The sequence below is a fragment of the Acidobacteriota bacterium genome (genome assembly GCA_012517875.1).
Classification (GTDB): Bacteria; Acidobacteriota; JAAYUB01; order JAAYUB01; family JAAYUB01; genus JAAYUB01.
In genome coordinates this window covers 1-15042 of the sequence record JAAYUB010000177.1, presented here as the reverse complement: position 1 = coordinate 15042, position 15042 = coordinate 1, and the positions used below count along the sequence as shown (strand labels likewise).

12 protein-coding genes are annotated in these 15042 nt (G+C 68.8%); 9 read left to right on the top strand and 3 right to left on the bottom strand.

Going from position 1 to position 15042, the window contains the following annotated elements; genetic code table 11:
- The first annotated feature begins 154 nt into the window (after window positions 1–154).
- The 5 genes from GX414_16715 (at window position 155) to GX414_16695 (ending at window position 7497) form a co-directional block, all read left to right on the top strand.
- Window positions 155–3349 (top strand): peptidase S41, encoded by a 3195-nt coding sequence (locus GX414_16715; GenBank protein ID NLI48746.1) that lies wholly within the window; start codon window positions 155–157, stop codon window positions 3347–3349.
- A 92-nt stretch (window positions 3350–3441) separates the two neighbouring features.
- Entirely contained in the window at window positions 3442–4188 is a 747-nt protein-coding gene (locus tag GX414_16710; GenBank protein NLI48745.1) for a hypothetical protein, read from the top strand.
- Between the two features lie 2 nt (window positions 4189–4190).
- Entirely contained in the window at window positions 4191–4607 is a 417-nt protein-coding gene (locus GX414_16705) for a hypothetical protein (protein ID NLI48744.1), read from the top strand.
- Window positions 4608–4727: 120 nt separating this feature from the next.
- On the top strand, window positions 4728–5186 hold the full coding sequence (locus GX414_16700) for a MerR family transcriptional regulator (protein ID NLI48743.1): 459 nt from the start codon (window positions 4728–4730) through the stop codon (window positions 5184–5186).
- On the top strand, window positions 5167–7497 hold the full coding sequence (locus GX414_16695) for a VWA domain-containing protein (GenBank protein ID NLI48742.1): 2331 nt from the start codon (window positions 5167–5169) through the stop codon (window positions 7495–7497). The genes GX414_16700 and GX414_16695 overlap by 20 nt, the downstream gene beginning before the upstream one ends.
- Window positions 7498–7566: 69 nt before the next feature.
- Here the strand turns inward: GX414_16695 and GX414_16690 are convergent, their stop codons facing one another.
- Complete coding sequence (locus GX414_16690) at window positions 7567–8205, bottom strand: NAAT family transporter (GenBank protein ID NLI48741.1); 639 nt, start codon at window positions 8203–8205, stop codon at window positions 7567–7569.
- A 158-nt stretch (window positions 8206–8363) separates the two neighbouring features.
- Here GX414_16690 and GX414_16685 point away from each other — a divergent pair, with 158 nt between their 5' ends.
- The gene (locus tag GX414_16685) at window positions 8364–9599 is read left to right on the top strand and encodes a hypothetical protein (protein ID NLI48740.1); all 1236 of its coding nucleotides are present in this window, start codon (window positions 8364–8366) and stop codon (window positions 9597–9599) included.
- On the opposite strand, the gene GX414_16680 is transcribed toward GX414_16685, so the two are convergent.
- Window positions 9560–11509, bottom strand: a complete 1950-nt coding sequence (locus GX414_16680) for a hypothetical protein (protein NLI48739.1) — start codon at window positions 11507–11509, stop codon at window positions 9560–9562. The two genes, GX414_16685 and GX414_16680, sit on opposite strands and share 40 nt — an antisense overlap.
- A 183-nt stretch (window positions 11510–11692) precedes the next feature.
- Here GX414_16680 and GX414_16675 point away from each other — a divergent pair, with 183 nt between their 5' ends.
- The 3 genes from GX414_16675 to GX414_16665 all read left to right on the top strand — a co-directional run bounded on the left by GX414_16675 (window position 11693) and on the right by GX414_16665 (window position 14332).
- Window positions 11693–12004 carry a superoxide dismutase gene (locus GX414_16675; protein NLI48738.1) on the top strand — a complete coding sequence of 104 codons (312 nt, stop codon included), beginning with the start codon at window positions 11693–11695 and terminating at the stop codon, window positions 12002–12004.
- A 5-nt stretch (window positions 12005–12009) separates the two neighbouring features.
- Window positions 12010–12774 (top strand): sulfite exporter TauE/SafE family protein, encoded by a 765-nt coding sequence (locus GX414_16670; GenBank protein ID NLI48737.1) that lies wholly within the window; start codon window positions 12010–12012, stop codon window positions 12772–12774.
- Window positions 12775–12958: 184 nt separating this feature from the next.
- Window positions 12959–14332 (top strand): hypothetical protein, encoded by a 1374-nt coding sequence (locus GX414_16665; protein ID NLI48736.1) that lies wholly within the window; start codon window positions 12959–12961, stop codon window positions 14330–14332.
- A 23-nt stretch (window positions 14333–14355) separates the two neighbouring features.
- Here the strand turns inward: GX414_16665 and GX414_16660 are convergent.
- On the bottom strand, window positions 14356–15042 hold a 687-nt coding region (locus tag GX414_16660; GenBank protein ID NLI48735.1), incomplete at its 5' end, for a hypothetical protein.

Genomic DNA, 15042 nt, shown 5'->3' with positions numbered 1-15042 from the left:
AAAAGTTCCCTCCGCCGGCAATATTTGGAGCGCCGGCGCCACGGCTCCGGCCGGTCTGCCCCGATGCCGCCCGGCGTGGTCGCATCCGATAACTTTTCATTTTCCGCGACGTATGTTATCAATCACGCTGGTATTCCACTCGCGAGGAAGCGTTATGCGAACCATGTGCGTGTTGCTGTGTCTCCTGTCCCTGGCGGCCACGTCCTACGCCGCGGAGCCGTATTTCCTGTCTCAACCCAGCCTGTCGCCCGACGGCCAGACCGTCGTCTTCGCCTACGCCGGCGATATCTGGAGCGTGCCGGCCGGCGGCGGCACCGCCGTCCGCCTCACCGGCATGGACGGCGAGGAACAGCGACCGCGCTACTCGCCCGACGGCCGGTCCATCGCCTTCAGCTCCAACCAGGCGGGCAACGCCGACGTGTATGTCATGCCCGCAGCCGGCGGCTCCATCACCCGCCTGACCTGGCACGAGGCCGACGATCTGGTGGATTCCTGGTCGTGGGACTCGCGGACGATCTACTTCACCTCCGACCGGTATAACGATTTCTCGACCTACGCCGTGAATGCCGGCGGCGGAACCCCCCGGCGGCTGATGGCGCACTACTTCAACACCGTTCACGCCGTCGCGGAGCATCCCCAGAGCGGCGAATACTATTTCACCGACAGTTGGGAGAGCTACCGCTTCGCCAACCGCAAGCGCTACCAGGGCGACTACAATCCGGACATCAAATCCTGGAATCCGAAAACCGGCGAGTTCAAAGTCCACACCACTTGGCGCGGCAAGGACTACCAGCCCGCCTTCGACCGGGCGGGCACCCTCTACTTTGTCTCCGACGAGGGGAACGGCGAGTTCAACCTGTACCGCCTGGCGGGCGGGAAAAAGGAGGCGCTGACCCGCTTCGACACATCGCTCCGCATGCCCCAGGCCAGTGCGGACGGCCGCCGGGTGGTCTTCGAAAAGGACTACCAGCTCTGGATCTATGATGTGACCCGGAAGGAGTCCCGCCGACTGCCCATCGAGGTGTTCCGCAACAATCCCCTGCCCCTCGAGCAGGAGTTCAAGGTGGCGGGCAGGATCACGGCGTTCGGCGTGTCTCCCGACGGCCGGAAGCTGGCGTTCATCTCGCGGGGCCGGCTGTTCGTTTCGGACATCAAGGGAAAGCACGTCCGCGAGATGCCCACCCGGCCCGAGGGCCGGGCAATGGAAGTCGCCTGGCTGGCCGACAACCGGACGCTCCTGTACAACCAGACCGTCGACGGCTGGCTGAACTGGTTTCGGATCGCCGCCGACGGCAAGTCGAAGGAGGAGGAACTCACCTTTGACCGGCAGTCCAACCGCGCCCTATCGCTCAACGCCGAGCGCACCCAGGCGGTTTACCTGAGCGGCCGGAACGAGGTCCGGCTCATGGACCTGAAGGACTTCAAGAGCCGCACCCTCGTGACGGACGAGCTGTGGGGCTTCGACAACAGCACGCCGCGCTTCTCCCCCGACGGTCGCTACGTCGCCTTCACCGCCTTCCGCAATTTCGAGCAGGACATCCTCATCCACAGTTTGGCCGACGGAAAGACGATCAACCTGACGAACACCGGCGTGACGGAAGCCGAACCCTTCTGGTCCCCGGACGGCAAGGACCTGTACTTCACTGCCAACCGCCGCGAGCCGCTGTACCCCCGGGGCGGCGCCGACGTGCGCATCTGGCGGCTGCCGCTGGAAAAATTCGACCTCGCCTTCCACTCGGATGAGTTCGACAAGCTGTTCCAGGACGAGAAAGCGGAAGAGAAGCAGGAAGACCGGGCCGCCGCGGCGAAGGACGCCCCTGCCTCACCGCCCGCCGACGCGGGGAAGCCGGCGGAAGTGAAGGCGCCGGACAAGCCGAAGGTCACCGTGACCCTCGACCTGAGCGACCTGCTGGAGCGATGGAAGCAGATCTCGCCGGACGCGGGGCGCCAGTTTACGCCGTACGTCCTACAAAAGGACGCGGACACCACGGTGCTCTACCTATCCAACCATGACGGGGAGGCTTACAACCTCTGGAAGACCGTGCTCAAGCCCTTCGAGCCCCCCAAGACCGAAAAGATCGCCGGCGCCGCCGCCGAAGAGCTCGCGCTGGCCGAAGCCGGCGGCAAGCAGTTCCTCCTGGTCAAGGGCGACATCCACGAACTCAAGCTGGACACCAACAAGGTGGAGAAAATCGAGGTCAACTACGCTTTCCGGCGGAACCTCGCCGATGAGTTTCCCCAGATGTTCGACGAGGTGTGGGCAGGCCTGCAGGAGAATTTCTACGACGAGACCTTCAACGGCGCCGACTGGGAAGCGGTGAAGCGCCGCTACGAGACATTCCTCCCCCACCTGACCACGCGCGCCGATCTGCGCATTCTGCTTGACGACCTACTGGGTGAGCTCGGCGCCTCCCATCTCGGGTTCTACTCCGCCGGACCGGAGGAGAAACCGTTCCACGGCACGCGGACGCAGGCCTCCGGCCTGGTTTTCGAAACTGACGACCCGTACCGGGTGCAGGCGGTGGTCCACAACTCGCCCCTCGACCGGAAGGACAAAGACGTTCGGCCCGGCGACGTGCTGGCGGCCGTCGACGGTGTCCCGGTGGACCCGGCGGTCAACCGCGAATCGTACTTCGTCCGCCCGTCGTTGAGCGCCGAGATGACGCTCACCTTCCGCAGGGGCGATGTCACCGTCGACGTAAAGGTCCACCCGGAGCAATACGGCCGGTTCCGCCGACAGCTTTACGACGAGTGGATCCGGGCCAACCAGGCGCAGGTGGATGCCAAGGGCGGCGGCCGGATCGCGTATGTCCACCTGAAGGACATGGGCGGCCAGAGCCTGGAGCAGTTCTACATCGAGATGACATCGGAAGCCTTCCAGCGGGACGCCCTGATTCTGGACCTGCGCTACAATACCGGCGGCAACGTGCACGACGACATCCTCCGCTTCCTCACCCAGCGGCCCTATACCCAATGGAAGTACCGCGGCGGAAAGCTCGCCCCGCAGCCCAACTTTGCTCCGGCGGCCCGGCCCATCGTGCTGCTCATCAACGAGCAGAGCCTCAGCGACGCCGAGATGACCGCCGCCGGATTCAAAGCGCTGAAATTGGGCCCGGTGATCGGCACCGAGACCTACCGCTGGCTGATCTTCACGTCGGGCCGGGCGCTGGTGGACGGCTCTTACTTCCGCCTGCCATCGTGGGGTTGCTTCACCTTGGACGGACAGGACATCGAACGCCACGGCGTCGCCCCCGACATTTACGTCCGGACGACTGTGAAGGACCGCCTCGATGGCCGCGATCCGCAGCTGGACCGCGCCATCGCCGAGATCCTGTCCGCCTTGAAATAGCTGCCGACTCCCGACCGGGGACGGGTCGCCCGTCCCCGGCCCCTCAACGAACCGCGTCCGTTTTCTGGCCGGTCGCGATATAATGGCAGGCGATGCACCCAGACGCGCCCAAACTTGCCGCCATCGCCGCGGCCACCCTTGCGGTGACCGTCATCGGCATCTACACGGTGAACCGCCTGGCCGCCGTGCCCGGCGAGGGGATGGCGCAGGCCGGCGCGGCCCTGGAGCGGATCGCCGCCGCTTTCCGCACCGGCGCCGTCACCGTGGAGTTCCGCGACTACGTCACGCGCACCCGGGGCACCAATCACCTCCAGGTGGCCAGCCTCCAGTCGGTGGACACCTTCACCCGTACCGATTCCACCGCCATCTTCTGGGACAGCCTCCGGCTGCCCGACATCACCGTGGAGCTCCAGACGCCTGTCGAATACATCTACTATTTGGACCTGGACGGCCCGTGGCGGTTCCAATGGGAGGATGACCGCCAGGCGGTGCGCGTGGACGCGCCGGGTCTTGGCTGGAATACCCCGGCTGTGGATCTGGCGCGCCTCCGGATCCGGGTCGTGGACGGCAGCCTGCTTCGCGACGAAGCGGATGCCGTCGATCGCCTGAAGCGGCAGATGCCGGAACTCCTCCACCAGACGGCCCGCAGCAAGCTGACGCTGGTGCGGGAGCTGGCCCGGCGGGAGACCCGCCGCTTTGTGGAAAACTGGTTCATCGCCGTCCGGTTTCAAGACGCAGCCGTCAAACCCCACGTATCCGAGGTGTATTTTGCCGACGAACCGCCGGCGGCCGCGTTGACGGCGCCCGTCGCCGTCCCGCCGGCTCCGGCAAAGGATTGACCATGACCATCCAGATCCCCGACGAAATCGTCCTGAACGGCAGAACCTTCCCGCTGGTCTGTTTCCCCGATCTGCCCCGGGAGCACCCGGATCTGGACACCCGTCGCCAATACGACCCGTTCAGCGCGGCGACCGACTGCGCAAGGGGCTACGTGGCCACGTGGGAGATCCGAAATCAGCGCCTGTTCCTTGCGGGCATCCGGGGCAACTGCCACATGCTGGTGGACGGGCCGGTCCCCGCCGGCTGGTTCAGCGGCATGCTGCTGGTGGGCGAGGGCGAACGACGGCCCGGCCTGCCGGCATTCCACGAACCCAGCTACGACCGGGAAATTCGGATCATGGTGGAAAAGGGGCGCATCGTGGAAATCTGGCGGCTGGACGAGAACGGCAAGACGCTGCTCCTGCCTGGTACTTACTAGCATCTCTCCGCACGGACGTCATCCCTCTCAGCCGCCGGCGACCGGCGGTGATCCTGTGGCATTGCGCCACACTTATTTGAACACTTGACATTTTGACAGTTGATGTCGTATTAATATTTCATGAGCAAGCCACCTCTGCGATTCAGCATCGGAGAGCTCTCCGAAGCGACCGGCGTGTCGCGCCGGACGATCCGCTATTACGTCCAGCGCGGCCTGATCCCCCCGCCTCTGGGCGCCGGCCGCGGTCACTACTACACCACGGCACACCTGGAGCGGCTGCGACGGATCCGGTCTCTGCAGGACGATGCGCTCAGCCTGGACGCCATCGCCGCCCGTCTGGACGGCGCGGGCCCGGCAGACGTCGCAACGGAGCCCCCGGTCGCCGGACCGTCCGCCCTGTGGCTGCGGCTACCGGTGGCGCCCGGCCTGGAGGTGCATCTGGAGGGCGGCCGCTTCCGGATTTCTCCCGCCCGGTTGCAGCGGCTGGCTCAGGCGGTGGCGGCGTGTTGTCGCGACATTGTCCCTCCGCTGGAGGGAACCGAAACAGGAGGAACCGATCATGGCGCGAGTGACGACTGAACCCGATTCGGATCTGATGGGGCTGGTGACGGTGAGCGGGCAGCCCGTGCCGCTCACCGGCGTGGCCTACCGCGGCCGCCTGTGCGACCTGGCGCTGGAACTCCGGGTGATCCAGCGATACCGCAACGCCGAGGCGACGCCCATCGAGGCGATGTACCTCTTCCCGCTGCCGGAGGCGGCGGCGGTCTGCGGGCTGACGGTGACGCTGGGCGACCGGGTCATCCGGGCGGAGATCGAGGAACGCGACCAGGCCTTCGACCGCTACGACGAGGCCATGGGCCGGGGCGACACCGCCGTGCTGCTGGACCAGGAGCGGCCCAACGTCTTCCAGATGAGCGTCGGCAATCTCTGCCCCGGCGAGGAGGCCGTCGTGGAGATCCGGCTGGTGCTCGAGGCGCGCCTGGACGGCGACGGCGTCCGGCTGATGCTTCCCACCACCCTCTCACCGCGCTACACCCCGCCCCGGCTGTCCGCGGCGGAGCGGGCGGAGATCGAGCGGATCACTCCGCACTATGCCGCCGACGTCCCGTACGGCCTGACCCTTGAGCTCGCGCTGGAGATGGCGTCGCCCATCCGGTCGGTATCGTCGCTCTCCCACCCCGTCGAGGTCGCCGTCGACGGCGCGAACGCCACGGTGCGCCTGGCGGCGCGCGAGACGATCATGGACCGCGACTTCATCCTCGTCTGCCGGACGGCCGCGCCGCACCAGGCCTCCGTCATGGCCGCCGAGTCGCACGGCCGGGACCATTTGCTCCTGACGCTGCTGCCCGACCTGCCGGCGAAGGAGCCCGCCCCGCGTCAATTGGCCTTCCTGGTGGACTGCTCCGGCTCCATGCAGGGCGACTCCATCAACGAGGCGCGCCGGGCCGTGGAGCTGTGCCTGCGGGCGCTACGTCCCGGCGACCGGTTCCGGATCATCCGGTTCGGCTCGCGGACCGACCACCTCACCGCCGGGTTCGTGGACTTTTCCCAGGCCTCTCTGGACGGCGCGGTCGCCCGCATCCGGGCGATGGACGCCGACCTGGGGGGCACCGAGCTGCTGCCGGCCCTGCAGGAGCTCGTCACCGGCGCCCGGGAGGGTCGTCTGGACGTGATCGTCCTCACCGACGGCCAGGTCAGCAACGAGGAGGAGGTGCTGGATCTCGTCCGGACCATCGCCGCCCGGTGGCGGATATTCAGCTTCGGCATCGGCGCCGGCGCCAGCGAGTTTCTCGTGCGGGGCCTGGCCCGCGAGAGCCGGGGCGAGTGCGAGTTCATCTTCCCCGGCGAGCGCATCGAACCGAAGGTGCTGCGCCAGTTCGGCCGTATCGACACGCCACTGCTCCACGACGCGCGGTTCGACTGGGGCGGCGTGTCGGTGGAACAGGCCCCGGTGACGCCGCCGCCGGTGTTCGCCGGTGAGCCGCTGGTGGTCGCCGCCCGGCTGACCCAGCCGGGCGCGTCGGTCGCCGACGGCGCGGTGGTCACCTTCACCGCCCTGACCGCCGCCGGGCCGCGGGAGTGGTCCGCGACGGTGCGCCGCGCCGCTCCGGACGGCCCGGTGCCCATGCTCTGGGCGCGGCGGCGCATCCGGGAGCTGGAGGCGGGTTTCGGCGTCCCCTCGGGTTCCACCCAGCGGCGGAACCGTCCGCGCGCCGAGTCGGGTCTCGTCTCGCTGTCAAAAGAGTACGGACTGATGTCGGCGGAAACCAGTTTCGTGGGCATCGTGGAGCGTCCGTCCGACGCCAAGGCCGCCGCCCCGGCCGAGGCGCGCCGCGTGCCCGTCATGGTCACCGCAGGCTGGCACGGCCGCGACCGGATTCAGCCGCCGCGCAGCGGATACGTGAGGATCAGCCTGAACAGAACCGTGGACTCCAATCACCCGATGTTCGGTAAAACGCCAGACGCCGATTCGGCGAACATGCTGTTCGACTTAGCTCCGGCAATCATGGCACGCTCTACGTTGTCTAAGCGTCCGAGCCGGTCCGCCGCCAAACCGCCCACGAAACAGGATCCGTCGAGCTGGTATCTGGACCTGCTGCTCCACCAGCGGGCGGATGGCTCCTTCCCGTTGAACGACGCTCTGGCCGGCTGGGCGAATCGCTCCCTGGCCGAGTTGCGGGACTGGGCGCGCCGTCTGGAACCGGCTGGACCGGAGGCGGAGACGATCCTGGCCACCGCGCTGGCGCTGGCGCTGCTGGAGCTGAAAGCGCACGCCAACGTCGCCACCTGGAAATCGGCTGCCGCCAAGGCACGAGCCTGGCTGGGGCCCCACCCGGCCTCGGTGGACGGCATGCCCGTGGATAGCTGGTTGCGGCAACAACTCAAATAGGGCGGGACGAACCGTCAAATCGGGAAAGCGGCGGCACGTTCCGGCGGGGAGCCGCGCCCGGGACGGCCGCTACAGCGTGGCCAGCAACCCGCGCACGCCGTTCCAGACGATCTGGACGCCGATGGCCAGCAGGATGAAGGCGGACACCTGGTTGATGGTGGCCTGCCCCGTCTTCCCCATCCGGCCGAGGATCACGCCGGAGAACCGGTAGAAGAGGAAAATGGACAGGGCGGCCAGGGCGATGCACGCCGTGACGGCGGCGAACCGCACCAGCGTGGCCACCTCGAAGATGCTCCCCTCGGGCACCAGGGTCAGGGTGATCGCCATGGAGCCGGGTCCGGCGGTGACAGGCATGGTCAGGGGGAAGAACGCGCGGTCCAGCATCCGGATCTGCAGTTCCTCCTGTTCGCTCGCGCTGATCTTCGGCTCGCGGTTCAGCATCCGCCAGGCGGTGTGGAAGAGCAGCAGGCCGCCGGCCACGCTGATCACGGGGATCGAGATGCCGAACAGCTTCAGCAGCCAGCCGCCCACGAACAGGAGCGCGGTGAGCAGGATGAACGAATAGCAGCCGATGAGCAGGGCCAGGTGGTTCCGTTCCTCGTCCGATACCCGCGCGGTGAGCATCCGGAAAACCGGCGACATGGCCGGCGGATTCAGGATGGGAAACAAAGCCAGGAACGCAAACAGCATGCCGTGGATGAATGTCATGACGCCTCCCGCGCGGCCGACTCCGCGCGCAACCGGGCCCCATTTAAACCCAATCGCCGCAGATTTGCAATGGCGCCGGCCGACGGGTTCCCCACCTCCGGATTCCATGATACAGTAGCGGTAGCTTGCAGAGCCGGCGACACGCCGGGAGGTGCTCCATGAAGGTGTTGCTGCTGGGTGTCGGGATGCAGGGGCAGGCGGCGCTGCATGATCTGCACGCGAACCCGGCGGTGCAGTGGGTGGTGGCCGCCGACAGAGACGGAGCGGCTCTGCGTGCATATGTGGCCGCCCAGGGCTTCGGCAACCGGGTGTCCTGCACCGCCTGCGACGCCGACAAGCCCGATCAGGTGGACCGTCTCTTCGCGCACCGGCCCGACGTGGCCATCGACCTGATGCCGTCCCAGTACCAGCGCATCGTGGCGGAGTCGGCGGTGCGCCACGGCGTGCACCTGGTGAACACCTTCTACGCATCGCCGGAGGTGCGGGAGCTGGACGGGCCGGCCCGTTCGGCCGGGGTGGCCATCCTGCCCGAGTTCGGCCTGGACCCGGGGATCGACCTGGTGCTGCTGGGCCGGGCGCTGGCCTGCCTGGATGACATCCGCGAGATCCGCAGCTACGGCGCGGGGCTTCCCGAGCCGGCAGCGGCGGACAATCCGCTCCGGTACAAGGTGACCTGGACCTTCGAGGGTGTGCTGCGGACCTACCGGCGCGTCGCCCGGTACATCCGTGACGGCGCCGTGGTGGAGGTCGGCGCCGATGACGTCTTCAACCCGGCTCACGTCCACCGCGTGACCGTCGACGGGCTGGGCGAGCTCGAAGCGTACCCCAACGGCGATGCGACCCGCTACCTGGACGCCGTGGGACCCGCCGCCGGCCTCGGCCTCATGGCCCGCTATACGCTCCGCTGGCCGGGCCATTGCGCGTTCTGGAAAACGCTGGTGGACCTCCACCTGCTGGATCCCGAACCGGTCGTGGTGGACGGCGTCGCCGTGGACCGGCTGCGTTACCTGGCCCGGGCGCTGGAGCCGCACCTGCGCCTCGGCGATGGGGAGCGCGACATCGCCATGGTCCGGATCGAGACGGTCGGCCGGCGCGACGGCCGGCCGGCGCGGGCCGTCCACCAGGTCATCGACCGGCGGGATCTCGCCACCGGCCTCACCGCCATGAGCCGGACCGTGGGCTTCACCGCCAGCATCGGCGCCCAGATGATCGTCGACGGGCGGATTTCCGGGCGGGGTGTGCTTTCGCCGGTGCGGGACGTGTCGTATGAATCGCTGGTCGGCGAATTGCGCCGCCGGCGCATCGAGGTGACTGAGGCGATCGGTCCGGGGGAGTCGGCCGGCGGATCCGGTGATCACCCGCCGGCGACGTCGCGAAGTTCCAATACCAGATAGTTGCCCGCGTCATACACGGGATGGAAGCACCGGGTGGGCTGCCCCCCCAGCAGCCGGACGTGGACGAGCCGGAGTCCGGCCGGCCGGATCGTCACCTGGAGCGTCTGGTCCGGCCCCTCGGCCACATCCACCCACTCCCGCCAGGGCAGCTCCAGCGTGCGGGCCACCGGCAGCAGGTGGGACCGGTCCAGCACCAGCCAGCGGGCGCCGTGGCGGCGGCAGAATGCGGCCAGCCGCTCCTCGTCCTCGCCGTAGAGCGCCCGGTAGAACGCCAGCAGCCGTTCCCGGTTGAGACTGCTTTCGAGAAATCCGTCGGTGAGCGTCGGCCGTCCGGTGTAGGTCTGCAGCTCGAAGCCCAGCGACCAGGAGGCGGCGATGGCGCCGTGGATCGCGAGATGTTCGCGCAGCCAGGCGTAGGTTTTGCGGCGGTTCATCTCCTGCCGTGTCGGCGGATCGGCGAGGTGGCCGTCCAGCCGCGCGTACGCCACCACTGCGGGCAGGAGCGCCGCCAGCAACCCGACTGACACCCAGCCCCGCCCCCAGCGGGCGGGGAGGATCGCGGCCAGCGCGTCGCGGAGCGCAACCGCCAGAAGGGCCAGCCCGAACGGCGCCGCCACGTACTCGAAGCGGACGAACAGCAGCGCGGCCAGCCCGTAACCCGCCCCCGCCACGATCAGGAACGGATCACCCGGCAGCGCCGCCCGCCGCCAGATCCAGACGGCGGTCAGCGCGGCCAGTGCCGCCGGTAGATAGAACCAGCGCTCCGGAGCGAAGGCGGCGAGCAGATCCAGGGGCTGCAGCTCGTTTACGATCCGCCCGTACAGGTTGGCCTCGTTCAGCGGCACACCGCCCGTCCCCAGCCAGCCGATCGCCCGGACCCGGAGGACAGGCACCACCGCAAAGCCCGCCGCCACAAGCAGGGCGGCGGCGGCGCCGAGTCCCGCCCAGCGGCGTGTCTTGCCGAGTCGCTCGCCGAATGCGTGGGCGCGCCCTGACGCCAGCGCCAGGTGGACGAACGTCGGCAGCAGCGCCGGCAGGAGGAACAGCAGGTGATCCGGCGCTCCCGTCCGGTAGAAGTCGCAGGCGACCCCCGCCGTCGCGGTGCCCGCGATGCCGGCCAGCAGGACGGGCATTCGGCCCGGCCGGCGCGCCGCCAGCCAGTCGGATGCGACCGCGGCGCCGATGCCAAGTGCCGCCAAGGCCGGAAACAACCGCCACGTGCCGACGCCGAGCGCGTGGACCAGGGCGGCGGCGGCCAGCCAGGCCGCCTGCCGACCGCGCGGCCAGTGGACCGTCCAATCCGCTACGAGCAACGCGGCCAGAACCACCAGGGTTGCACCGAACGGTTCCGGACGCAGGATGCCGTACGCGCCCCGCGTCACCAGCGGCGTGGCGGCAGCCGCAAGCAGCATGGCCGACACCGTCACATCGGCCCGTTTGGCGGCGCGCCAAGCCAGCCAGCCGGTCAGCGGGACCGCCAGGCTGCCCAGCAGCGCGCACAGCACGTACAGGGCCGACTCACGCGACGCTCCGGCCCAGCCGGCCAGGCGCGCCCAGCCGGCGGCCAGGTAATGGAAAGCCGGCGGGTACATGTCCCGGAACGGCACGCGCGGTTCGGCCTGGACAAAGAGCGGATCCGTCGCCAGCGGCCGGCCGCTCTCCAACAAATGCTCCACCAATCGATAGTGAAACGCGGCGTCCGCCACGTACACCACGGATCCCCGCTCACCGATGCCCCCCCGCCAGGCCAGTCCGGCCAGCCAGACAACGGTCGCGCCGGCCAGCAGCAGCCAACGATTTCTCCGGACGACGGACAGCCGGTTTGGTCGTTCCGGATGCCCGACGGTGTCCCCCGTGCCGCGGGTTGTCCGGCGGCGGTTCGGTGTCGCTCTGCTCGGATGGTGTGCCATGCGCGGCCGTCTCTCCGGCGCGATTGTACCAGAGCCGGCCCGACGATTGGCGACAATCCTCACCGGCGAGCCGGAATGCAGACATCCACAGCGTGCGTCCACCCAGCACCGACGCTGCCATGCGGTTGGCAACGACCGCCAAAAGACGGTACAATGCCATGATTCAGCGGGAGGCCGACGCGCATGCAGTTTCTAGCGCTGGAACGAGAAGTCGCCGGTGTCACGGATGTCTGGTATGCGCCCTATCTGGCCGCCGAAGCGGCGCGCGCGTGGGAGCTGTACCAGCAGGGTGTCATCCGGGAGGTGTACATCAGGGCAGACCGCGATGAGGCCGTGCTCATTCTGGAATGCTCAGACGACTCGGCCGCTTGGGCGGCCCTCGATACCCTGCCGCTGGTGCGGTACGGTCTCATCGCCTTCGAGCTGATCCCCCTGGCGCCGTATCCCGGCTTCACCCGGCTCTTCGCCGAGACCGGCGGCGCCGGTGCGGAGTGACCGTCATGGCCGGCGGCTTGGACTATCTCGTCATCTTCCTGGCCGCGGCGGCCGCCGGCGCCGTGAACGCGCTGGCCGGCGGTGGCACGCTGATCAGCTTCCCTGCCCTGATGGCCGTGGGCGTGCCGGCCATTGCCGCCAACGTGACCAACACCGTGGCGCTGTGCCCCGGGTACCTCGGGGCGACGCTGGCGCAACGGAGTGACCTGCGGTGTCAGGGGGACCGGCTGGTGCTGCTGCTGCCTGCCGGCGCCGCCGGCGGAATCCTGGGCGGTCTGCTGCTGCTCCTGTCCGGCGAGCGCCTGTTCGGCGCCCTGGTCCCGTACCTGATCCTTCTGGCCGCCGGCCTGCTGACGGTCCAGGAGCCGGTGCGGGCCTGGCTGTCTCGCCGGGTCGGGCCGGCGCAGGAGAACGGCGTTACCCGCGCGGCGACGGCCCTTGCGGTGGCGAGCGCCGCCGTGTACGGCGGGTATTTCGGCGCCGGCCTGGGCGTCGTCGTTCTGGCTGTCTTGGGCCTCATCCTTCATGACACGCTGACGCGCCTCAATGCGCTGAAGCAGGCGATCGCCCTCGCCACTAACGTCGCGGCGGCCGTGTACTTTCTGTTCTCGGGCCAGGTCGTCTGGATGGCGGCGCTGGTCATGGCAGGCGGCGCGTTGCTGGGCGGCGCCGCCGGCGGCCGGCTGGCCGGCCGGCTCCGGCCCACCGTGTTGCGCGTGGTGGTGGTCATGATCGGCGTGGCGGTGGCCGTCGTTTACCTGCTGCGCTGAGCCGGCTCCGCCGTTCCGGCCGGACGGTGTGGGGACGATCATCCCTGGATTTGTAGCCTCCTGTCCCTCATGCCGACCAGCACCTTCGACCGACTCCGAGAGCCACCCGCCCACCTTGACGCCGGCCTGTTTTCTGCGGTACAGTGCGACCAATGCGAATCTCACTCCGACTGGGGGGTCAGCCATGATAGCACCATTCCGGTCCCATACCACCGCTGGCGTTCGGCTGGCCGTAGCCATCCTGTGGCTCACCGCAGCGTACCCTGTGTCCGCAGCCTGTCCGGATGAGGAAATCTGGGGGCTGTTCCCCGCCTTCGACGGCCAGGAGTCTGACACCCCGGTAATGCGCAACCGCACCGAGACCGAAGGTGAGTTGGTCTACACCATGACCTGGCCGGATCGCGGGATCTCGGTCAAGGTTCGCCTGTGCTCCGATGCGGCCGACGCCCGCGCCAAGGTCCGCGATTTCATCGAGGGCACGGACGGCATGCAGCCCGCCGAGTTGGGGGATCTCGGCGGCGTCGCCCGCACCGCGCTTCGCACGCACGCCATCGCATGCCGACAGCACGTCATCGTCGTCGGCAGCGCCAGGTCCGTCCCGGGAGCAGAAGGACCCGAAGGGGAATCGCTGGTCCGCGCCGTGCTCGCGGGCATCGACCGCTTGCCGTGCCTCGCCGTTGACGGAGAGCCGGGGCGTCCGCCAGACACCGGGCTCTCCCGCCCGCCGTCTGTACGGGAATCGGCGCAATCCGACCAGCCGCCGACAAACCAGACCGCCACGCCTCCGGTGTCGTCGGAGCCGCTGCCCCCATCCGAGCCCGTGCCGGGCCCGGACCGGTCGCCGGACGCCGAGTCGCAGGGAACACCCGCCTCGGCGCCGCCGGACACCGGCGCGGCCATCGCCGCGGGTCTGGTCATGGATCTGGTGGCGGATCCGTCGGGTGCCATCGGTTTTGTGGATCTGGGCCCCTATGGGATTCGGGCCGAGGTGCGCGGTGCGCCCACCCGCGTGGACGCCCCCGGCGGCGGCGCGCTGATGTTCAACGGCCAGAGCGATTGGGTGCTGCTCGACGCGATCCGCGAGCTCGACCTGCGCGGCGACACCACCATCGAGGTCGTGGCGCGCCTGGCGGACGCCGCGGCCACCGACGGCGGCTACCACATGATGGTCTGGCGGGGCGACGAGCGGGGGGGCCACGATCCATATTGCTTCTCCGTGGCCGCCGGCAAGCTGATCTTCCGGCGTGACCTGCCCAAGACGTTCCAGATCGTCTGGCCCCTGGCCGGACTGAGTCCCGGCGAGTTCCACGTGTTCGCGGCGGTCCACCGCAGCTACGAGCAGATTCTGGAGTTATGGGTGGACGGCCAGCGGGTGGCTCAAGGCCGGTTGGCGGGCAATTTCAAGTATGACAGCTCCGCCATGCTCACCCAGATCGGCGCCATGGACAACGGCCGCAGCCAGTTCTTCCACGGCGCCATCGCCCGGGTGCGGCTGCACCGCCGCCCGCTGGATCCCGACGAGCTGGCCGCCGGCGCCGCCGCGCTCCTGGGCCGGTAGCCGGGTGCCGGCCTCCCGCCGGCTCACTTCTTTTTCTTGGAACCCAGAACGCCCTCGAGAAAACTGCCCACCTGGCCGGCGGTTTTCTCGCCGACCCAGCCTTTGAGTTCCTCCCGAATCAGGCCCTGAACCTCCGGCGTGAACACCGGCTGCCGGGTGGTTCCCTGCACCCGGAACGGGACGACCACCGGACCCGATTGTTTCAAGCCCGTCAGCCGGGTCACGCCGCCCGTGGCGTTTTCGGTGAGGGTCGCCCGCATCCGGAAATCGAGGCTGTTGTCGGCGCCGATCCGCCCGGCGCCGTCGAGCTGGCCGATTGCCGACATGACCAGCCGGATGCGGCCGAACTCGATGCCCGCCGGCGTCATCTTCAGGTCACCTCCCATCAGTTGGATGGGCGTGTCTTGGCCGGTCTTGATCCCCACCAGCCCGGCCACGGCCGACAGGCCGGAGCCGAGGTCGAAACCCGTGAGGCGGGTGTCGCGCATCGCCACCGTGCCCGTGGTCACGAGCGCCTCCACCGGCCCTTTCACCGCCAGGTCCGCCCCGAGCGTGCCGCCCCGGAGGGCCGCCCCTTGGGGGAGTTCCACGCCCAACGCCGGCAGGAGCGCCATAAGGTCTTCCACCGGCATCACCTCGCCGCGCAGCGTCATGTCGATCTGCGTGGACTCACCGGCGGGGGCAAAGGTGCCGGCCAGCCGGGCGACTGC